This is a genomic window from Vibrio parahaemolyticus, from assembly GCF_900460535.1.
GTDB lineage: Bacteria > Pseudomonadota > Gammaproteobacteria > Enterobacterales > Vibrionaceae > Vibrio > Vibrio parahaemolyticus.
In genome coordinates this window covers 2,000,290-2,020,895 of the sequence record NZ_UHIL01000001.1, presented here as the reverse complement: position 1 = coordinate 2,020,895, position 20,606 = coordinate 2,000,290, and the positions used below count along the sequence as shown (strand labels likewise).

Below are 20,606 nucleotides of genomic sequence, written 5' to 3'. Positions count from 1 at the left end.
AGTTTTTAACCTACGATGGAAGAGGCATTGTGCTTCATTACTTGGCAGGTATTTTCAAGTTCTAGGAGCTGCGCCGCTGGAACAGGCTTGCCTAAGAAAAAGCCTTGTGCCACATCGCAATTTAGACGCTCGATCAGCGCCAGTTGTGTTTGGGTTTCTATACCTTCTGCCACAACTTTCATTCCGAGGTTGTGAGCCATTGAAATGATGGCGCGTACCAGAGAGTCATCTTTGTTGTCTTGCTGGGTTTGTGCGATAAACGAGCGATCGATTTTAAGCCCATCAAAGTTAACTTGTTGAAGATAGGACAGGGCAGAATAGCCAGTACCAAAATCATCTAACCAGACTTCAATACCAGTGGCTTGCAGTTTGCGCAAAACGAAGTGGGCTTTTTCTATGTCGTCCATCAAAAGTGACTCCGTCACTTCTACGTGAATGTCTTTGGCGGATACATTGTATTGCGATAAAAAGTGCTCAAATATGAGGCTAAGATCCTGACGGTAGATTTGTCGTGGGGACAAGTTCAACGCGATATGAAAATCATGGTCAAATGCTTCTGCCCATTCCGATCTTTGCTTGATCGCGGTTTCGATCAAATGCTCACCAAGATCGAGAATCAAGTCGTTTTGTTCTGCAATCGGAATAAACTGTTCAGGGCCAATGTAACCTTTCTCGGGATGATTCCATCGCACTAATGCTTCAACCCCAACCAACTGGTAGGTCTTAAGGTCAAATTTAGGTTGATACCAAAGCTCAAACTGAGATAAGTCGTGGATGGAGCGACTCAGTTCTCTTTCGATATAGAGTCGTTGTTTCACCGTCGCATCGAATGCGGGATCGTAAACGGACATAATGTCTTTGCCGCGACGTTTTGATTCTTGTGCGGCAAGGGATGAAAGTTGCAGCAGCGAATCTGCGTTACAACCAAACTCTGGATATACCGCGACACCAAGGCTGGTGGTTAAGCGGATATTGTGACTGTCGAGCCTCAATGGCGATAGCACTTGTCTATGAATTTGGTTGGCAATCTCGCGCGCTTCTAAGCTGTTGTTGCAAGGGAATACAACGACAAACTCATCCGCCCCAACGCGGCTTGCGAGTATCCATGGTCGATAATCTGGTTCGATATAAATTGGCAGTTCATTCCTTAATAACGCGGAAAGGTGCACCAGTAATTTGTCTCCAATATTGTGGCCGTAGTTATCGTTGATGTGCTTAAAATCATCCAAATCGACAAACAGGACGGCAAGCGCTGGCGCTCTCTTGGTGCTGATTTGTTCTTGAAGATCAATCAGCAACTTTTCACGATTAGAAAGCGAAGTCAGAATGTCGTGATAGGCCATGAACTCAACACGGGTTGTGTAGGTGTTTACCTTGTTAGACATCTTGTTATAGGCAGTAATCAGCTCACCAATTTCATCTTTGCGTTGAATATCGGTAACTGGAAGTGCTTGGGTATCAAATTCCGAAAACTGTTCACTCAACTGTTTGATTGGTTTCACCAACGATCGACCTACGGCAAACGCGAATAAGCTACCCATGAAGATAGAAATAATGCTGATTGCCAGCAGCAAAATAAACATGTTGTGTTTATCTTTAGACGTTATCGCTGCAACTTGTGCAATGTTTTGCTCTTTTTCTTCTAATAAATGGGCAAGGTTAAGCTCCAAATATACGGCTCCAAGCGTCACATCTGATTGGTGAATAGGCGCGGCAATTTCCAGTTGTTCTCTAGATAGAGCGACTTGGACACGTTCTTGTTCAATTGCCTTAAGAATAAAGTCTGAGCGGTAGTGGGGCTGAGCAAACATGGCAAGCTGAGGTGTACCGTCGTGGAATACAAGTCCATCGTTATCTACAACATGGATTTTTGATACGTCCGGTTGGCTTAAGGTTGCCGTAATCTGTCCATAGACTTGGCTGATGTTATCGTTGTAAAGCGGATCAAACAGCTGCTTAGACAACAACTCCGCGTACACTAATCCTTTTTGTTTGACGTAGGATTCCGTCTTATCTTGAGAATTTTGCGTAATCTGCTGCGCGAGATTGTTTGAGTATGTGTCGTAGCCATGCATGTAAAGTACAAGGTTGACCACAACCACCAAAACAACGACGGAGATGGTCGCGAAAATGTATTTGGTTTCTAGCGAAAGTTTGTTCAGCATCAGTTTGCCTTTGGTAGCAAGTTAACAGACTTTCGAACCGTGTCGAGAGACGTTGCCATATCTGGCGTGAGTGCTGATATGCGCTTGGTATTTTGGAATACATCCAAGGCATGCAAACCTTCTGGTGAGGCATCCATTTTCAATAAAATCGATGTAATTTCATTTTTGGTCGATTGGCTCAAAGTTGGTGACGCTAAAACCAAATCACGCGGGATCTCAACCGAGTTATGGAAAATGGTCAGTTTTTCCTTCATGTTTTCTGGCAAATCTTTTGGGTTGTTCCAGTTGAAATTACTGAACGCCCCGGCGGCAACGCGCTGTTTATACACCCAAACGGATAGGTTGATTTCGTTGGATTGTTCCAAATGTTCATCCAAAAACAAATAGCCGATACGGCCTTTCGTTGGGTGATCATCTATAGAACGAAGGTATTCTAATTTTTCGCCTTGGTTGAGCAATGTAATGGCAGGTAAGTAAAAGCTGCTGGTGGAGTTGCGACTCTCGAAAATGAGCGTTTTGCCGCGCAGATCGGCCAAGGAATGAATGCCACTGTCTTGATGGGTGAAAAATACAGAGTGGTATTTTTCGAGTCCCTTTTTCCACCTTACGGCGAGCACTTGGCTGTTAGATTCTCGTTCTAGGGTTACGGCGTTAAACGGTGTGGCTGTTGCAATTTGAACGCTGCCATTTTTGAGAGCAACTGCAAGTTGTCCATAGTTGTTGAAGACTTGTACCGACCCAGAGGTATAACCGAGGTGATTCAGCCTTCCGGACACATATTGAGCAAAGGGTGTCGCCTTTTTGATTTTACTTTTTGCTTTGTCGGAAACGATACCTACGGTAAATACGAGGTCATTGACGGGTTGAGCACTAGCAAGAAAGGGGGAGCTTAAAGAAGCAAGCAGTAAGAGTGTGCAGGCAGGTTTCATCCGGCGTCAACATCCTTGGGTATGTGTTCTTGAACGACAAGATTCATAATAAAAGCAAATTGCACTTCAACGAAGCGCACAATCATTCAGTAATTATTGAGTTAGAACTCAAAAAGTGACTCGGTCACGTATCTTTCAAATAGTACCGATTTTGAATGTTAAGTACAGGAGTAATGTCGCTCTTTCAGTGACTGAAACACAAGTGAAACAGGGGATTTGTCGGCGTTCTGAGAAACAAGGCTCACTTAACTTGAACGGTGTAAGTGAGCCTAAAAATAAAATGAGAGGTTAAGCAAAGACTTATGCTGTTTGGGCTATCAGTGTGGCTAGTTATGACATGCGTTCTAACTGTTTTACGTATTTTTGCTCTAGCGCTTCATTTCCTGCCGCACGTTCTAACTCGATCATAAGTTGCAGTGACGGTTTTTTTACACCGTACATTTGATTAAATCGCATCAGTCGAATTCTTGCATCGGTAAAGTTGCCACTTTCTATTTCGAGTTTAGCAAGTTGGAGAATCGATTTTGGGCGGTGTGGGTCGTGATCGATAGCTCGCGTAAAGTAGTATTTTGCTTTGTCTTTATCTTGTGATTTCAATGCGCAGAAAGCGGCGTTTTCGTAGCTTGCAGGGATGAGGTAGTAATAAGGTTGTTCAATTGCGCGGTTAAACATTTGGTCGGCTTGTTGGAAATCACCTCGTTTACATAGAAATGTTCCGTAGTTATTGAGCACGTTGCCGTTTTTGGTGTGTTGGCGTAAAGAGCGTTTGTACATGTCTTCTGCTTTCGCATCTTCACCAACAGTTTCGTAGTAGTGTGCCATAGAAAGCTGTGCGCGATAGTATTGTGGGGCGTGGCTCAATGCTTGTTGCAAATTGTCGTGCGCTCGGATCATATTGCCACCTTCGAGATAACCAAGCCCAAGAGCGATGCGAGATTCTGCCATAGCAACAGGATCGGCCTTCACGATAGGAGCGCCGTTTTCTTTTACGGTAACACAGCCTACGAGTGCAAACTGAGTCATCAACATTAGTGCACTGAGCGTTACGGTTTTCATTCTTCTTCCCCACATCCCTGAATCTGACAGCATGATATGAATTACGTAGCAAAAGCCCATTGAGGAAAAAGCACTATGCGATCAGGTTTGCAAACTGATATGAAAAAGCCGCCAGATGGCGGCTCGGTTCACAAACTTAATTCGTTGATTTAATCGTCTTTAGTGAAAGCATCTTCGCTGAAGTGATCCAGATCGTAAGGCGTTTGTTGGTATACGCAGTAGTTGAGCCAGTTCAAGAACAGCAAGTGTCCGTGGCTTCGCCAACTCGCAATGGGAGGGTTATCTGGGTTGTTGTTCGGGTAGTAATTGACCGGAATTGCTGGCTCCATCCCTTCACCCAAATCCCGAATGTACTCATTGTGAAGAGTGTGTGAGTCATATTCTGGATGGCCGGTAACAAACACGTTTCGCTTGTCTTTGGTCGTTGCCAGATATACGCCCGCCACATCGGATGTGGCGAGAATATCTAAGTCGGTATGTTCTTCTAAAAAGTGTGGCGAAAAATCGGCATAACGCGAATGGGGCGCTAAAAACGTATCATCAAACCCACGTAAAATAGGGTGGAATGGATTATGAATTTGGTGATGATATACACCGGAAAGCTTTTCTTTACGCGTTTTTTTCGGCAAGTCATACAACAACTTTAAGCCTGCTTGCGCCGCCCAACACACATACAACGTCGAGGTAACATGGTCTTTTGCCCATTCCATGATGGTTTTTAAATGATCCCAATAGATCACATCTTCAAATTGCACCAGACCAAGTGGCGCACCAGTGATGATAAGACCGTCGAAATTCTTCCCTTTTACCATCTCAAACTGACGGTAAAACGTATCTAAATGCTCGGTTGGTGTGTTTTTGCTTGGTCGATTATCGATGCGCAGTAGCTCGACGTTTACTTGCAATGGACTGTTTGAAAGAAGGCGAAGAAACTGCGTTTCTGTTTCGATTTTCTTGGGCATCAAATTCAGAATCAGTACTCGCAAAGGACGTATCTCTTGACTCGCGGCACGAGTTTCGCTCATTACAAAGATGTTCTCTGTCCTAAGTACATCTGAAGCAGGTAGTTGATCTGGAATTCTAATTGGCACGACTTTCTCTCCCTAAGCTTAGTCAATCTAGACGTCTATACTTCTAAAGCTAACTTAAATTAAAATGGATGTCGATATGAAATGTGACTTTAGCCAAGGTTATTTCAAAACACTGATAGCAGAAGATAGCGACGCCTATTAGATAGTATGGGAAAGGCACAGCAAAGCAGCCAGCAATTGTGATTAAAACAGGGTTTCTGATGAGACGAGGTTGAAACGAGGTGACTATTATTTGATGCGCATTATGCGATCAAGTTAGTATACAAACGTGACTTGAATGTAACTTAGTCTTTAAATCGTGAGCCATACTAAAAACTATTCGCTCGCTCAACCCACGTTGTGTGTGGTATTTGGAGACATCGTCAGTGGAGGACATTATGTTCGGTATTTTTAAGAAAAAAACGAAAATTCAGAGCATTGCTCAAGAGGTTCCAAGCGTGTTGTTGCGTTCGTTTGGCGATAAAAACACTTACGTTCCCGATGAAATTGATCAGGCACTTCAAGAGCTTGGCTATGACAAACAAAAAGATCTAAATCATCATTATTACGCGTATGGCATGTTCGCAAGCGAATCATGTTACGAGCAACTAGGCCTAACCGATGAGCTTGGGAACTACGGCCATTTTCAGCGTGAAGTCGGCAAAATGCTTTTGAACACACCTGAGCCAATAGACATGCATATCTACTTCGAAATTTCTCAACAGTACCAAAAAGAAGGCAAACGAAATACCCACTAGAGCGCGTGGGGTTGCAAGAATGCTTTGCATGACTTTTAGACAAAATATGTAAAAATAAAAAGCCGCGACAGGTAACTGCCGCGGCTTTAATCTATTGCGTATTTCGGAAAAATTAGCTTGCTAAAGCTTCGATTAGTTGAGCTTGAGAGCGAACTTTTCGATTGCGATACATCACCGCCGCGATAGCTGGCAAACTGAATGCGATGAACCCCAATACGAGTGCATACGCGCCCGTTTCTGCGCTGATACCTGCTGGTACGTCGAACGACACCACGATAGTGATCATACAGCTAATTAATCCTAAACCTGCCACCAAGCTCATTCCCACTTTGCCGCCAGGGACACGAAATGGTCGTTCGATGTTTGCGTGTTTGCGTCGTGACACCAAAAAGCTAACAAAGATACACACGTACATCACCATGTATAACTGAGTCATTAAGATGTTCAGCAGCCACATACCTTGGTTAACGTTTGGAACCAGAATAAATACTAAGGACAACACGCTAACGATAGCCCCTTGTAATAAGAGTAGGGCGACAGGTGCTTGGTTTTGATTTTCTTTCGACAGTGCGATTGGCATAAACTGGTCTTTCGCCGCCACATGCAGGCTCTTTGTCGGTGCAATAATCCAGTTGTTCAAGCTTGCTAGCGTGCCAAACACAATCGCCAAAGCTATCACAGGCAGCATGAACGAGAGGTTCAAATCATCAAAGAAGGTTTTGAACGCCAAGATCACACCTTCGCTTAAGCTGGCGTGATCGCTTGATACCACCGATGAAATTGACAGCGAGCAAGCTGTTAAAGAAACCAAAATCAGCGCCGTAGAAGCCAAGAGTGCTTTTGGATACGCCTTTTGTGGATTTTCTACTTCACTCGCATATGAGGTGGTAATTTCTAAACCAGTCAATGAAAGCACGACTGCGGTGAAACCTGCCCCAATTCCATCTTGAGAGAAATCGGGTAGCCAGTCAGAGACATGACTAAGGGAGATATGAGACTCACCCGGATTGGTATATGCCCAGTAACCACCCAAGCCAATGATCAGCAAAATTGGGAAAATGAGCCCTAGAGTGCCAAACACGTTTGTGATCATCGATGACAAACGTAAGCCGAATATATTTACCAATGTTAGCGCCCAAAAAATCACGTTAATCATGATTAACATGAAAATATTATTCTGCGCCAGTTCAGGGAAAAATGGGTAGGCACCTGTAGCGACAATGAAAGAGATCAGCGGCGGGTAATAAACGATATTTTCCGCATATTGATACCAAACGGTCGCAAAGCCGAAGTTAGGTCCAATCGTTTCTTTTCCCCAAAGATAGACGCCACCCTGTTGAGGGTAAGTCGTGCTTAGCTCGGCACACACTAAAGCCGTGGGAACGAAAAAGCATAAACCAGCAAGTAAAAAGAAAGAGATGGCATGACTACCAAATAAGGCGGCACCCGGTATGTTTCTGATGCTATCAACGGATGTAACCGTAATCATGATCACAGAGAAAACACTGAGTTTAACAGCGGACTTGGCGATATTGCTCATTCGATACCTTTAATAAACGAGCCACGAATTCATGGTTGGAAAACCCGCGTGCTACAAGTAAGACGCGCGTATTGTAGGGTTGTTATAAACGGCGGGTATATAGCGAAAAATGGTATGTATTTACCCAAAAATGAACCGAAAACTCAGTGATTTATTTATAAGCAATATAAACGTTTGCGTTAGTGTATTGGCGCGCAAAAAGTAAAAGAGACACAACAAACTGCCACAGGTTGACCTTCACCCAAGGGTAAGCGTTAAGTTGAAGGGAACGAAAACAGTTAAGGAGAAGACAAATGGGGTGTTGTAATCAAGCGCCAAAAGGTGGAACAGGCAAACTATCATACTTAATTTTAGTTATCGCTGGATTGTTTGCGGCTATTTTTCTGATCGCCGCTCTTTGGGGGTAATACGCAATCCAAGGTATTGTAAATACACGGTTATGTTTATCCAAACTTTATGAAAGGCGGGTGGATTCATTTCATCAGTAGATGGTAATGTCCGAGCTCGTCTTTGGTGTTTTTGCACGCCCAACATATTCTTGTAAAGTTCTTATTGTGTAGTGTGTCGAAGAACCATAGAATCCGCGCGCTTTAATTTATGTTATTAGCGTTATCAATGATAAAAGTGCTTTTTATTATCATTGTTTCTCCCACTTATAGATGCCCGCATCTGACATTTCACACATGAATAAATACAAAAAGCCTGAATTTAAGGCTAAATTTCTTTTACCTCGTTATTGGGGTACGTTAATTCTCATCGGCGTGATGTACTCATTGAGCCTTCTTCCTTTTAATGTTCAATTAGCGCTAGGACGCGGTATTGGCCGTTTAGCCATGCGAATAATGAAAAAGCGTCAAGTGACGATACGGCGCAATCTTGAGCTTTGTTTTCCTCACATGGGCGAATATCAACGCGAGGCGATTTTAAAAGATAATATCGACAACTCCGGTATCGCGCTCTTCGAAACAGCGATGGCATGGTTTTGGTCAGATAAAAGAGTCAGTAAGCACGTTACGATTAAAGGAATGGAGCATTTAGAAGCGTTAGAAAAGTCCGGTAAAGGTGCCTTAATGTTGGCCGTCCATTCAATGAACTTGGAATTAGGTGCTCGCGCATTTGGCATTCAAAAATCTGGGACGGGTGTCTATCGACCAAACAACAATCCGTGTTTCGACTATTTCCAATACAAAGGTCGTTCTCGTTCTAACCGTACGTTGATCGATCGTAAAAATGTCAAAGCCATGCTTGAAGCGCTCAACTCTGGCGAGCGTGTTTGGTATGCGCCGGATCATGATTACGGAAACAGACGTTCGACGTTTGCTCCGTTGTTCGCGGTTAAAAATGCCTGTACAACAACGGGCACTAGCTTGCTAGTCGATAATACAAATTGCGCAATTGTCCCATTTACGATGGTCAGAGGCGAAGATGGGCATTATACCTTGACGATTGATGCGCCAGTGGATGGTTTTCCAAAAGACGATCCCGATAGTGCTGCGGCTTTCGTTAATAAAATCGTTGAAACATCTATCATGGCAAGTCCAAGCCAATACATGTGGCTCCACCGACGTTTTAAAACCAGGCCAGAAGGGGAAGACTGCTTGTATAAACCAAGACTTGTCCCTGCAATGGATATCAGTATTTAAAAAGAAAAATGCCCAAGGAGGTTCCTTGGGCATTTACTTTCTTGAGTCTTAACTCGTGGGTCTTAACGTTTTATTAAGTTCAGCAGTTATAGGTAACGACTTTTTAAGTGGGCTTGGAAGTGTTGAGCATTAAGCGTTTCACCTGTCGCTTGTTTTACGAGCTCATCGGTCGTTAACAAACTGCCTTTGCTCCAGATATTGTCTGATAACCAAGTAAAGATGGGTGAAAGGTCACCACTTTGAATTACGCCATCAACGTCGATAGTCTTCTTCATCGCTGCCATAAATTGTGCCGCGTACATGGCTCCTAGTGTGTACGATGGGAAATAACCAAAAGAGCCGTCAGTCCAATGGATGTCTTGCATACAACCATTTTTGAAGTTGCCCTCTGTAGATAGACCCAGATACGCTTTCATTTTCTCGTTCCACAATTCAGGGACGTCAGTGTGTTTAATCACACCGTTCATGAGATCTCGTTCAATCTCGTAGCGAAGGATAACGTGCGCAGGGTAGGTCAGTTCATCTGCATCAACTCGGATGAAGCCTTTTTCTACTCGCGTGTATATCTTCGCTAGATTGTCCTTCGCGAACTCGTTACCAGAGAAATGATTTGAAGCCAAGCGAGCAAGATGATCGATAAAGGCGTTGTTGCGGCCAATTTGCATCTCGAAGAATAGAGATTGTGACTCATGAATGCCCATCGAGCGCGCTTCATCCGCTGGTGTGCCAGCCAATTCCTTAGGTAAGCCTTGTTCATAACGAGCGTGACCAGTTTCGTGCACGATTCCCATTAATGATTGCATAAACTCACTCTCATCGTAACGAGTTGTGATACGCACATCGGTAGGAACGCCGCCACAGAACGGGTGGACACTCTCATCGAGTCGACCATGCTTGAAATCGAACTGGAGCAGCTTCATCACTTGCAAGCCCAGTGCTTTTTGTTTTTCAGCAGGGTAATGGCCGTTAGGAAGCAGAATGTTATTTGATTTTTGCTTTTCAATTGCTTCGTCAATTAAAGAAGGCAACCATGTTTTGACGTCAGAAAACAGTGTATCTAAAGAAGCCGACGTCGTGCCTGGCTCGTAAACATTCAGCATCGCATCGTATGGCGTTGTGCCATTTGCGTCTGCACGAATTTGAGCCTCTTCTTGGGATAGCTTTACAACTTCTGCCCAGTTCTTCTCAAAACCGGCCCAGTCATTATTAGAACGCTGTGTGCGCCAAGCGTGCTCACACTTCGAACCGGCAAGAGAACTTGCTTGAACTAATGATTCTGGAAGAAGGTTTGCAAGCTGCCATTCGCGTTTCATTTCACGTAACATGGCTCGCTCTTGCGTGGCGAGGGTTTCTTCTTCTGCTTGTGCAAATAGATCCTCAAGATGCGGCTGAGTCATGAGTGAGTGGATGTGTACTTCAAGTTCAGCCATTGCGTTGGAGCGTGCTTCAGCACCGCCTGATGGCATCACAGCAGCTTGATCCCAGCCTACAATTTCTAATAAATGGCCAAAGTTGGCGACTTTTTTTGAATGTTCGACGAGTTTTGTAAATGCATTCATTGTGACTACTCTTATTTTTGTTCTTTCCCTAAACACCCGAAAAGGGTCCTTCACATCAAGTCGCGCTAAGCAACTGAAGTTAATTTACTAATAATTAACATTTAATGACGTCTCATTGTCCACAAATTCATCCGGTTGTATAGCGCTCTTAAAAAAGAAGCTTGCGAATCGAGTTGATTGGCGGTATTGATGATGCATTACCCATTAATTATCACAACAATATGGACATACTAAATTTTGAAGCGTTTCTTATCGCTATCACGATTTTAACGCTGACGCCGGGGCTGGATACCGCATTAGTTCTTCGTAATACAAGTCGTTCGGGCTTAAAAGATGGGTGTACAACAAGTTTAGGCATTTGTTTTGGCTTGTTTGTACATGCGTTTTTCTCTGCCGTGGGCATTTCTGCCATCCTTGCACAATCCGCTGAGCTATTCCAAATCGTTAAAATGATTGGAGCCGCGTACCTCATTTGGCTTGGTATCAGCAGTTTGAAAGCGCTAATGGCTTCAGACGGAGGCATTACTGTCGCTGAACAAATTCAGCAGGTATACAGTGGAAAACGTTCGTTTAGAGAGGGCTTTCTCTCAAATGTATTAAACCCAAAAACGGCAGTGTTTTACTTGGCATTTTTACCGCAATTCGTTAATCCGGAAGGCTCACCATTGTTGCAATCTATGACGATGGCCGCTATCCATTTTGTTATCGCAATGGTTTGGCAATGTGGCTTGGCGGGGGCTTTAAACTCAGCAAAGAACTTGCTCAAAAATGCCAGCTTTATGAAATGGATGGAAGGAGTAACAGGTGCTGTGCTTGTTGCGCTAGGAATTAAGTTACTGATTGAAGAACCACTTTAAATGCGCAATTTATACCGACTTGCTTTAATGTTGACGCTGTTTTTGTTGGGGTTTGCGAGTGCTGTTGCTTGGATGACATTACCACAAATCAAGTTTTCACCTCGGGGGATGGAGTGGGGGTGGCACTGGGCGCACTTTGAGCCGTTTTCTAATGGTATCCAAAAGGCGCGAACGCACGACACCAAACAGCTATTGTTAAGACGAGTTTACCTTGACGATGCGATCGTCGTTTTTGTATCTACGACGTTAGACAACAAGTTTGAAATCGATGTTGTGCAGGAGAAAACTTGCAAACCGAACACCACAACTTGGGCATCCGTATCAGTGAATCGCCAGCGAATGGCGCATGTGCCAATGGTGTGTGATAGAGTCGGACAGAGTTATTTTTACCGTTACATAGGTAAGCATTTAGATTCGCTGGAATTTGGTGTTGATGAGTCTTTCATTACGGAAGATTTTGCCCATTGGCCAATCGCGGATATTAAAGTTGATCAGTTCAAACAGCAAAACGCTAAGTTTTTTGAACAGCGTGGAGAGAAGGTTGAACATCAGTGGTTACGTGATTAACGCTGTCATCTGAATCTAGATAAAAATAAAGCCCGCTAAACATGAGCGGGCTTTGTGTTTTAAGGTTTCTAACTCGTTTAAGTGCAGGCTTAACGGTTCTTTGTAGAGCTATGCTTTTACCGCATCAAGATCATCAGATTGAACTGAAGGGTTAAAGAACAATTTAGTTTCTGCTAGTACAACATGACGAAGCGCAATCAAACCAATAAGGTTAGGGATCGCCATCAAACCGTTTACGATATCTGCCAGAATCCAAATCATGTCTAGATGCAGGAACGCGCCTGAAGCCACTAGAGCAAGGAAGATAATCTTGTAAGGCAGAACCGCTTTTGTGCCCATTAGGAACACCACACAACGCTCACCGTAGTAGTTCCAACCAAGGATCGTTGTAAACGCAAAGAACATCAGACCGATAGACACCAGCATTGGGCCAAATGTTTCTGTGTTGAGACCAACAGCAAAGGCATGTGTTGTCATCGCGGCACCTGACAAGTCACTTTGCCAAGCGCCAGTTAGGATCAGGGCTAGACCTGTCATGGTACAAATGATGATGGTATCGAAGAAGGTACCTGTCATCGAAATCAAACCTTGTTTAACACAAGAGTCTGTTTTCGCTGCTGCTGCGGCCATTGGCGCGCTACCCAAACCCGATTCGTTGGAGAATACACCACGCGCAATACCAGATTGGATTGCCAACATGATGCTAGCACCTAGGAAACCGCCCGTTGCTGCGGTAGACGTGAAAGCAGATACCAACACAAGTTCAACAGCATTTAGTAGTTGATCTGCGTTCATGATGATCACGCTAAGACACGCCAACACATAAAACAGCGCCATTGCTGGAACCACTTTACCTGCGACACTTGCGATAGATTTGATGCCACCTAGAGTTACAAATGCAACCAAAAGCGTCAGGATGAAAGCTGCAAGCTCACGGTTTACACCTAGAGAGATTTCACTTGCATCAAGAATCGCATTTACTTGCGGGAACGTACCGATACCAAAACAAGCAACCCCAAGTGAGAATACCGCAAACATGATGGCTAGTGCTTTAGAGCCAACACCATATTGTAGGTAGTACATTGGGCCACCAATCATTTGGCCATTGTCGTCAACGCGTCGGTATTTAACAGCAAGCAGACACTCAGCGTATTTCGTCGCCATTCCGAATAGGGCAGCAAGCCACATCCAGAATAGGGCGCCAGGGCCACCAAGTTTGATTGCGGTTGCAACGCCGACAATGTTACCAGTACCGATAGTTGCAGAAAGTGCAGTACAAAGTGCTGCGAAGCTAGAAACGTCACCCTGTTTATCAGATGACTTATCTTTACTGAATACCACCGCTAACGCGGTTGGTAGGTGCTTAAACTGGATCAAGCCTAGGCTAAAAGTGAAGTAAACACCGGTTCCCACAAGCAAAATAAGCAGTGGTGGACCCCAGACAAAGTTATCAATGGTTTGTAGTAAAGATTGTAGGTCGTTCATGATTTCCCCTTAATAAAACAACTAATAAGGAGAAGAGGGAAAGGACGAGATCAAGGATCTCTAATAGAACTAAGCTATTTAAAGAAGGCGGGAACGCCAAATAGTTAGGTTGTAACTTTCCACTCCTCTGTCCTTTTGCCTGAGAGTTTCACCCCGCACACATGTGCAGGACTTGCTCCTTCGGCGACCGATTTAACGGTTCTCTCCAGAGGTTCCTCCAACTACAGTCCCCGCTACCAAGGTAGCACCTGAAATAGTTAATTCTTCGGCGAGTTAATCTAACCAAATGTTAAAGTTTGGTTAATAACCACTCTCCTGCAGTCTTCATCGGAACATTTACTCAATCAAATGAGTAAAGGTTAGTTAATGATGCTGGTCACCATTAACGTGTGAACTCTATCATGTTTCTTGACCATTTCAACACCCTTGGACGATTTATTTTCAACACATTTTTGAACAAAAGGTATTTTTATGGCGTACTGGATATAGGTTTGTTGAGTAGCGTAGGGAATTGATACTATTTCTATTGGTAATATTCTCACTTACCAACATAATCTTTGGTAATGCATCGCCAGTGGGCCTTAGGTAAGTTATTCAATTAAGAGCACAAAATTGATCCAATCTAGCGCACGCGGATGAAAATCTACGCTAAGTTGACCTTGCGTAACGTAGAAATGAGTTACAATAAACTTTTGTGAAACTGTCTCAGGAGTTAGTCAGTTTTACGCGATTGGACAAGGAGGCTGTATGACCAGATTGTTAGCCATTGCGGTATTGATAGTTGTAGCGTTTGTGCTATTCCGTTATCGAACCAATGAAAAAGTCCAAAAAGCGACCGTCATAACATTGATTGGCGCATTCCTGATTTATACCGCATCCATTGTGATTGCGGAACTGATTCGCTAGCAAGATAGAAGAGTCCTTGGAGTAATATACGGTGACTTCTCAAAAAAATATTGAAGAACAAGATGAAGTGGTTGTCATTGAGGAACGTGACAAACGCACACACATATATATCGCAATTGCAGCGGTACTAGGCTTGGCATTTGGGGGCTTGGCTGGCTCTGTTTTGACGGCGAATAAATGGGAATCTACTTACCAAGTTTTAGAAGATAAATATCAAGCGCTTGCGCAAGATAAAACCGCGTTAGTTTCTCAAGTTAAAACTCGTGAAGAGTCGCTAGACAAAGAAATCCAAGAGAAAGTGGATGCACTGCTCGCAGAAAAGGACGCCGCACATCAGAAAGCGCTGAAAAAATTACAAGCTCAGCTTACCGAGGTCGAGAAGGTTAACTTGTCGTTGGAATCTCAAGTGAAGCAACAGAATGACAAGTTGAGCTCGAGCAAGACAGAGAATGAAAAGCTCACTCGCCAAGCGGATATGCAAGCAACCATGTTTGAACGCTCTCGTGAAGTGTTCCAGAAAGAACTCAAAATCTCGCAAGATCTAGACGCGTTAGAGAAAGAGCGCGAGAAGCTACTGCCGAAAATCGACAAGCTGAAGAAAGAATGTGATGTGTTCTTAGAAGGGAAGTCGTGGGATGTAAAATCCGATGCTTGCGATAAGCACGATGAAGCAAATTCTCGACTTAGCCAAATCGATCAACTAATTGAAGTCTACAAAATGGATCTCAAACAGATCAAAGAAATCACATCGGATATGGGTTTATAAGCTCAACAATACACTCGATTGTTCATATAAAAAGGAGCTCACTGAGCTCCTTTTCCTTTACCTATGTCAAGCTAAAACTCGTTAGATACGAGAGGCATCATAACCTGATGCAAGCAAAAGTTCTCGTTCATACCTAATGAGTTGAGCGCGATCTTCAATTAATTCGTTCAAAGCTTGAGATGGCTTTCCTGCGAGAGTTTTGAAAGCAGCAAACGTTTCTGCACTGTCGATCTCATCAATCATACTGCTAATGACATTGCGCGCTTCACACGGATTGTTATCTGTAGTGAAGTATTCTACTTGTTTAGCTGCAGCTTTCATTTCTGTTAATAGCTCAAGCGGGCTTGTGTCTTTTGCTACCGCCATGTAGTTGTCTAACACGCGCTTTGCATAAAGCAGTTCTTTTAGTGGGATATCACGTCCACTTTCAATTAGGGATTCGCTAAGGATCATACTTGAGCTCATGGGCATTCCTTTAGTTATATACAACGCAGCTTATAAATGTCCCCTGAGTCTAATTTATTGAAGTCTAGTTGGGAATGGTAAAAAGCATTTTTAACGCATTTTTATTCACTAATGAACACGCGAATGCGATGCTTATCAGGATCGGTCGCTACAAAATTTAACCCATACACCGAGGTTATTGGTGGCTGAATAAAGTCTACGCCCATCTCTTTCCACTTGTTGTAAACCAGTTCCAGTTGATGGCCGTCTGCTACAGACAGCGATAACTCGGTTCCTCCACCTTTCATCGTGCTGACTGGAGTAAGCGCATTACTTTGTTTGAGCGTAAGTTTGACGCCATGGGAAAGTGGCATAGAAGCAAATGTAGGAGATAAAAGCGTGACCTCGCAATCAAACAGTCTCGAGTAAAATGTTTGGCTCACGTGAATGTTTTCTACATAGAGAACGAATGAATTGATAGTCAGCATGGATTATTCCTCAACTTTGTTAAATAGATGAGGCTGAATTTACCGAAAGAGCATGACAGGTGTTGTCAGTAGTGAATTTTCACGTTAAAAATCTAGTCGCTCTAAAACAAAGAAAAGGAGCCATTTGGCTCCTTTTTTCCTAACTGAATCAGCGGATATTAGTTGGTACGTTTCGAAGAGTACCAGTTGTTTTGATACGCTTTAGATGCAAACAGCGCGTTTGCTTTTGCTCGGTCAATAACGGATTCATCGACCTCTAGCGGTTTCATCGTTTGGCTTTCAAAGTCGTATTCCATGGTCGACACTTTTTCGCCAGGAGAAAGTACAACCAAGTTATCTCGGGTTAAGTAACCGAAGTTTTTGTCGTACTGCATCATTGCGCGTTCATCTTCGTGAGCCAGTGGCTTAGTTAAGTCACGGCCAATCATCGGTGTTTTTGCGTCCACACCAATAAGAGACAGCAGCGTTGGCGGCATATCAATGTTGTTGGCGATGCGGTCATCTTTACGTGGTTGAATGTCTTTACCAATGATCAAAGCAGGGATGTGGAAGTGCTTAACAGGAACAAGGTTTGCACCAAATACACGAGCATCGTGGTCCGCAATTACGATGAAAATCGTGTCATCCCAGTATGATGATTTTTTCGCTTTGTCGAAGAACGTTCCCAAAGCGTAATCTGAGTATTTCACCGCGTTGTTACGCGTCATGTGCTCAGAATCGTATTGTTCGATTTTACCTTCTGGGTACTCATAAGGACTGTGGTTGCTTGATGTGAACACAAGGCTGAAGAAAGGTTTGTCGCCTTTTGAAAGGCGCTCAAACTCTTCATCTGCTTTATTGTAAAGATCTTCGTCACTCACTCCCCAAGAGCCAACAAAGCCTGGGTTCGTATAGTTTTTCTCTTCAACAATTTGGTCGAAGCCATTGCCGAAGAAGAAGGTCTTCATGTTATCGAAGTTTGCTTCACCGCCGTAAATGAACTGTGTGTGGTAGCCTTGTTCTTTCAGCAAATCAGCAATAGTAAAGAAACCCGTTTGGCTCTTACTCAGTTTTACAACCGCGCGAGAAGGCGATGGCGGGAAGCCTGTTGTTACCGCTTCGATACCACGAACTGAACGAGTGCCCGTTGCGTACATTTGTGTGAACTGCCAGCCTTCTTGCATTAGTTCATCAAGGTTTGGTGTAAGAGGCAGACCACCCAAAGAGCCCACAAACTGTGCGCCCAAGCTCTCTTGTAACAAGATAACCAAGTTTTTACGCTTGCCTTGGTACGTCGCTGGGTTGCTGTTCATGGTTGGTAGCAATGTAGGATCAAAGTCGACCTTCGTTGATGAAGCGCGAACGAGATCCAACATTTTTTGATTGTCCATCTTGCCGTAGAACTGCTCAGCGCTCTTTTCTGACTTCATATTGTTGACAGCAAATAGCAATGAGTAAGACGAATTCAGTGCTAAGTCGTTAAGCAGTGGATCGTTCGAAAACGCCACCATAGCAGGGTTCAGTGGACGGTGACCCAAAGACGAACGAGCGCCTGCAACACAAAGAAGCACAACGAAAATCGCCAAAAGAGGGCGCCACTTCCAATTGATTTGTTGCGCGCTATCGGTCAGTTTTTTGCTCCATTTCCAGCCTAAAACTAGCGTCAAAGCGGTGCCGATTGCACCAATAAACAGTTCTAGTTTGTAGCCAGTCCAAAGCATGCTCATCACTTCTTTCGGGTAGATGAGGTATTCAACAAACAGGCGGTTTGGACGCAGGTCATATTCTTGAATGAATGGCGCCGTTGCCAATTCCATGTACACAAGAATCCATAGCCCTGCGACCATCCAAAGGCGCAATACCCATTTCCAGCATTCTCCGACCTTGCCTTTTAGTGGCATGAAAGAAGAAAGCAGAGCAGGGAGGATGAACAACCAGCATAACGTTGCGATATCAACACGCACGCCTTGGCCTAGGATGTAAAGGAAGTCGTTGAAGGATTCAATACGATCAAACTGCCAAAAGGCGAGTAAAATGCGTGATATGGACAAAAATGCAAGTGAAAACAAAGAAAAAACAGCGAGAGGCTGCAATGGCCCAAACATGGGTCTCTTAGACGAACTTTTCATATTTATTTTGTGATGGACTTAGTCGTGATGTTGTGTCGTTTCTAGCAAAGCGAGCGTGAAATAAACGTGAATTATAATGAAAATCTATGGACTAAATTGTAAGTATTCGTATGTCTATGTAAGAGTGGGAGGCGTCTCATGCTTGGTGCGAAACAAGGCGATAGAAGTGTGCTCCATATCGCCTTTTTAGTCGTCTTTTTTCGCTAGTACTTTGGGAATGCGACGACAAACGTGTTCTTGCTATTTTCTCTCGGAATCAGCTCTATCGTTGCGCTGTGTAGCGTGGCGATATCTTTGCAAATAGACATTCCCAACCCCGCACCATCGCCTTTTTCTGAGTGACCTCGGTAGAATTGTTCAAAGATCCTTTCTCGCGTTTCTTGTGGAATTTCGGGGCCAGTGTCGGAAACCAAGAGTTTGATGGCATTTCTATTTTCTTGCACATTAACTTGGATTTCGCTGTGTGCGCCTGAATAGCGAATGGCGTTGTCTACAAGGTTACGGAACAATACCTCTAACAACATTTTGTCGCCAGAAAGCGAGACTTCCGCTGGTGAGAGGCTGATGTCTTGATCTTGTCTTAAAGCAAGTGGCGCTAAATCGGCGACGACGGTTTGCAGCAATGGGGTTAGTTCGACGTTGTCAAAGACGCGTTCAGATAAACTGTCTACTTTAGCAAGTGTAAGCAGTTGGTGGATGAGACGGTCGGTTCTTTCAATGCCTTGAAGGATGTTGTGTAAGTCTCCGCGTAACTGCTCTGGGTCATTACTTTCAAGAGCGTTTTCTACGTTTAGGCGCAGGATTGTCAGCGGTGTTTTGAGCTCGTGTGCGGCGGCTCGCGTAAAGCGCTTCTCTCTCTGCCACGCTTGTTCAAGTTCAGAAAGCAATGAATTGAGTGCTTCCACCAACGGAGCAAGCTCGGTTGTGTTGTCGGTAACATGAATGCGGTCTAAGCGGTGCACGTTTCGTTGCGTGATTGCCGTGCGTAGATCGTTAATCGGTCTGAAATACCTGTCTATCAGCCAGAACAGCAACAGCAGCAAAGTCGGCAATAGTAGTAACTGTTCGATGGACGTCGACAGAGCGATTTCGTGGATGATCTCTTTCCGTATCTTTTGCTTTTCAGCAACGACCACGTATTCGTTCTCATGCTCAGTTTGTGGTAATGAGAGTTGGAAAGTGCGCCACTGCACGCCGTCTTTGGTAATGTCGGCGTAGCCGTTGTTGTCAAAAGAAGAAGAAAGAGAGCGCAGATTCGGAGTGGAACTCCAGATTAACTTGTTGTCACGGTAGAATTGAAAAACGAGATTCTGCTCGTAGGGGTGACCAAACTTGGTGGCTTTGTCTTCGTCGCTTTTTGCCAAAGAATCGATGTTCTTCATCCACTGGTTGAATAGCTCTCTGTGGTTGGCGAGAGTGTCCGTTTCGGTTGAAATGGACAGCGTCAGCAGCATCAGCTTAGCGGATTGCCCAAGTCTAGCGTCATAAACTTCTTCGACTTCGTGTTTGGCTGATTGAAAGCTGAAGTACAAAGAAATAAGCAAAAGCGCACTGACTAACAAGCCAACCGAGAGCGTCAGTTGGCGTTTAATGGAGTAAGGTTTTTTATTTTTCAAGAATGTACCCCACACCACGAATGTTCTTGATGGCGACGTTGGGGGCTTTTTTACGCAGGTTATGAATGTGAACTTCTATCGCGTTGTCGCTTGAACCTTCATCCCAGCCGTGTAGTGATTGTTGCAATTGTTCCTTACTTTGCACGCGTCCGGCGTTCGTCATCAAACTGGTGAGAATTTTAAATTCATTGCGAGTGAGTTTAAGCGGCGCGTCATCGTAGCAAATGCTTTGTTCCGATAAGGATAGAGATAACTGACCAACTTGAATGATTTCTTCTGCACTACCGGATTGACGGCGAATCAACACACGCAAGCGAGCGAGCAACTCTTCGAGTGCAAACGGTTTTCCGAGGTAATCATCTGCGCCGCCATCAAGGCCTTGAACGCGATCGCGAATGTCATCTCGTGCGGTAAGTATCATCACTGGGAGCTTAAATCCGCCTTTGCGAATATTACGCAGAACTTCCAATCCATCGATATCGGGTAGAGTGAGATCCAAAATTACGGCAGTGAACGCTTCTGTTTTGAGTGCGCTAGTCACGCCAGACCCTTTTTCCACCCAATCTACGGTGTACCCATGGCGACTTAATGAAGTCACCATGGATTGACCGAGTAGTTTGTCATCTTCTACGAGTAATAAGCGCATAGA

The 20,606-nt window shown here is 44.2% G+C and carries 18 protein-coding genes and 1 riboswitch; of the genes, 6 read left to right on the top strand and 12 right to left on the bottom strand.

Features of this window, described 5'->3' with window-relative positions; all coding sequences use genetic code 11:
* Positions 1-5 precede the first annotated feature (5 nt).
* From DYB02_RS09865 to metA, 4 genes are all read right to left on the bottom strand, one after another.
* Positions 6-2,165, bottom strand: a complete 2,160-nt coding sequence (locus DYB02_RS09865) for a GGDEF domain-containing phosphodiesterase (protein ID WP_029805140.1) — start codon at positions 2,163-2,165, stop codon at positions 6-8.
* Entirely contained in the window at positions 2,165-3,094 is a 930-nt protein-coding gene (locus DYB02_RS09860) for a phosphate/phosphite/phosphonate ABC transporter substrate-binding protein (protein WP_021486610.1), read from the bottom strand. Before DYB02_RS09860 ends, DYB02_RS09865 begins: the two co-directional genes overlap by 1 nt.
* A gap of 330 nt (positions 3,095-3,424) precedes the next feature.
* Positions 3,425-4,150: a type IV pilus biogenesis/stability protein PilW gene (gene pilW, locus DYB02_RS09855; protein ID WP_005477819.1), complete on the bottom strand. Its 726-nt coding sequence runs from the start codon at positions 4,148-4,150 to the stop codon at positions 3,425-3,427.
* A 149-nt stretch (positions 4,151-4,299) separates the two neighbouring features.
* On the bottom strand, positions 4,300-5,241 hold the full coding sequence (gene metA, locus DYB02_RS09850) for a homoserine O-acetyltransferase MetA (RefSeq protein WP_005464332.1): 942 nt from the start codon (positions 5,239-5,241) through the stop codon (positions 4,300-4,302).
* Between the two features lie 377 nt (positions 5,242-5,618).
* Between metA and DYB02_RS25660 the strand changes: the two genes are divergently transcribed.
* On the top strand, positions 5,619-5,978 hold the full coding sequence (locus tag DYB02_RS25660; RefSeq protein ID WP_005485673.1) for a DUF6559 family protein: 360 nt from the start codon (positions 5,619-5,621) through the stop codon (positions 5,976-5,978).
* A gap of 112 nt (positions 5,979-6,090) precedes the next feature.
* Here DYB02_RS25660 and DYB02_RS09835 read toward each other — a convergent pair whose 3' ends face one another.
* Positions 6,091-7,518 carry an APC family permease gene (locus DYB02_RS09835; protein WP_029805615.1) on the bottom strand — a complete coding sequence of 476 codons (1,428 nt, stop codon included), beginning with the start codon at positions 7,516-7,518 and terminating at the stop codon, positions 6,091-6,093.
* A gap of 683 nt (positions 7,519-8,201) precedes the next feature.
* On the opposite strand from DYB02_RS09835, the gene DYB02_RS09825 reads away from it, so the two are divergent.
* A complete protein-coding gene (locus tag DYB02_RS09825; RefSeq protein ID WP_029805613.1) occupies positions 8,202-9,161 on the top strand; it encodes an LpxL/LpxP family Kdo(2)-lipid IV(A) lauroyl/palmitoleoyl acyltransferase in 960 nt (319 codons plus the stop codon).
* A gap of 86 nt (positions 9,162-9,247) precedes the next feature.
* Here the strand turns inward: DYB02_RS09825 and DYB02_RS09820 are convergent, their stop codons facing one another.
* Positions 9,248-10,720 (bottom strand): carboxypeptidase M32, encoded by a 1,473-nt coding sequence (locus tag DYB02_RS09820; protein ID WP_029805611.1) that lies wholly within the window; start codon positions 10,718-10,720, stop codon positions 9,248-9,250.
* Positions 10,721-10,941: 221 nt separating this feature from the next.
* Between DYB02_RS09820 and DYB02_RS09815 the strand changes: the two genes are divergently transcribed.
* Together DYB02_RS09815 and DYB02_RS09810 are read left to right on the top strand one after the other, a co-directional pair.
* Positions 10,942-11,577 carry a LysE family translocator gene (locus DYB02_RS09815; protein WP_005464660.1) on the top strand — a complete coding sequence of 212 codons (636 nt, stop codon included), beginning with the start codon at positions 10,942-10,944 and terminating at the stop codon, positions 11,575-11,577.
* Complete coding sequence (locus tag DYB02_RS09810; RefSeq protein WP_029805610.1) at positions 11,578-12,144, top strand: hypothetical protein; 567 nt, start codon at positions 11,578-11,580, stop codon at positions 12,142-12,144.
* A gap of 108 nt (positions 12,145-12,252) precedes the next feature.
* Here DYB02_RS09810 and DYB02_RS09805 read toward each other — a convergent pair whose 3' ends face one another.
* Entirely contained in the window at positions 12,253-13,629 is a 1,377-nt protein-coding gene (locus tag DYB02_RS09805) for an alanine/glycine:cation symporter family protein (RefSeq protein WP_029805609.1), read from the bottom strand.
* A gap of 117 nt (positions 13,630-13,746) precedes the next feature.
* Positions 13,747-13,848, bottom strand: a riboswitch (glycine riboswitch).
* A 528-nt stretch (positions 13,849-14,376) separates the two neighbouring features.
* On the opposite strand from DYB02_RS09805, the gene DYB02_RS09800 reads away from it, so the two are divergent.
* Positions 14,377-14,535: a hypothetical protein gene (locus tag DYB02_RS09800; protein ID WP_005477734.1), complete on the top strand. Its 159-nt coding sequence runs from the start codon at positions 14,377-14,379 to the stop codon at positions 14,533-14,535.
* Between the two features lie 31 nt (positions 14,536-14,566).
* A complete protein-coding gene (locus tag DYB02_RS09795) occupies positions 14,567-15,301 on the top strand; it encodes a hypothetical protein (RefSeq protein WP_025550837.1) in 735 nt (244 codons plus the stop codon).
* 81 nt (positions 15,302-15,382) lie between these two features.
* Here the strand turns inward: DYB02_RS09795 and DYB02_RS09790 are convergent, their stop codons facing one another.
* The 5 genes from DYB02_RS09790 to DYB02_RS09770 form a co-directional block, all read right to left on the bottom strand.
* On the bottom strand, positions 15,383-15,766 hold the full coding sequence (locus tag DYB02_RS09790) for a hypothetical protein (protein WP_005464338.1): 384 nt from the start codon (positions 15,764-15,766) through the stop codon (positions 15,383-15,385).
* Positions 15,767-15,867: 101 nt separating this feature from the next.
* Positions 15,868-16,233 carry a VOC family protein gene (locus tag DYB02_RS09785; protein ID WP_029805606.1) on the bottom strand — a complete coding sequence of 122 codons (366 nt, stop codon included), beginning with the start codon at positions 16,231-16,233 and terminating at the stop codon, positions 15,868-15,870.
* A gap of 158 nt (positions 16,234-16,391) precedes the next feature.
* Positions 16,392-18,341, bottom strand: coding sequence for an LTA synthase family protein (locus tag DYB02_RS09780; RefSeq protein WP_029805472.1), 1,950 nt, complete (start codon positions 18,339-18,341; stop codon positions 16,392-16,394).
* A 203-nt stretch (positions 18,342-18,544) separates the two neighbouring features.
* On the bottom strand, positions 18,545-19,957 hold the full coding sequence (locus tag DYB02_RS09775) for a sensor histidine kinase (RefSeq protein WP_029805470.1): 1,413 nt from the start codon (positions 19,955-19,957) through the stop codon (positions 18,545-18,547).
* Positions 19,947-20,603 (bottom strand): response regulator, encoded by a 657-nt coding sequence (locus DYB02_RS09770; RefSeq protein WP_029805468.1) that lies wholly within the window; start codon positions 20,601-20,603, stop codon positions 19,947-19,949. Before DYB02_RS09770 ends, DYB02_RS09775 begins: the two co-directional genes overlap by 11 nt.
* Positions 20,604-20,606: the final 3 nt, after the last annotated feature.

Coding starts and splice junctions, on each gene's coding strand:
- DYB02_RS09800 (WP_005477734.1), top strand. CDS start 14,377: ATGACCAGATTGTTAGCCATTGCGGTATTGATAGTTGTAGCGTTTGTG.
- DYB02_RS09805 (WP_029805609.1), bottom strand. CDS start 13,629: ATGAACGACCTACAATCTTTACTACAAACCATTGATAACTTTGTCTGG.
- DYB02_RS09770 (WP_029805468.1), bottom strand. CDS start 20,603: ATGCGCTTATTACTCGTAGAAGATGACAAACTACTCGGTCAATCCATG.
- DYB02_RS09790 (WP_005464338.1), bottom strand. CDS start 15,766: ATGAGCTCAAGTATGATCCTTAGCGAATCCCTAATTGAAAGTGGACGT.
- DYB02_RS09860 (WP_021486610.1), bottom strand. CDS start 3,094: ATGAAACCTGCCTGCACACTCTTACTGCTTGCTTCTTTAAGCTCCCCC.
- DYB02_RS09810 (WP_029805610.1), top strand. CDS start 11,578: ATGCGCAATTTATACCGACTTGCTTTAATGTTGACGCTGTTTTTGTTG.
- DYB02_RS09865 (WP_029805140.1), bottom strand. CDS start 2,165: ATGCTGAACAAACTTTCGCTAGAAACCAAATACATTTTCGCGACCATC.
- pilW (WP_005477819.1), bottom strand. CDS start 4,150: ATGAAAACCGTAACGCTCAGTGCACTAATGTTGATGACTCAGTTTGCA.
- DYB02_RS09825 (WP_029805613.1), top strand. CDS start 8,202: ATGAATAAATACAAAAAGCCTGAATTTAAGGCTAAATTTCTTTTACCT.
- DYB02_RS09820 (WP_029805611.1), bottom strand. CDS start 10,720: ATGAATGCATTTACAAAACTCGTCGAACATTCAAAAAAAGTCGCCAAC.
- DYB02_RS25660 (WP_005485673.1), top strand. CDS start 5,619: ATGTTCGGTATTTTTAAGAAAAAAACGAAAATTCAGAGCATTGCTCAA.
- DYB02_RS09780 (WP_029805472.1), bottom strand. CDS start 18,341: ATGAAAAGTTCGTCTAAGAGACCCATGTTTGGGCCATTGCAGCCTCTC.
- DYB02_RS09815 (WP_005464660.1), top strand. CDS start 10,942: ATGGACATACTAAATTTTGAAGCGTTTCTTATCGCTATCACGATTTTA.
- DYB02_RS09835 (WP_029805615.1), bottom strand. CDS start 7,518: ATGAGCAATATCGCCAAGTCCGCTGTTAAACTCAGTGTTTTCTCTGTG.
- DYB02_RS09785 (WP_029805606.1), bottom strand. CDS start 16,233: ATGCTGACTATCAATTCATTCGTTCTCTATGTAGAAAACATTCACGTG.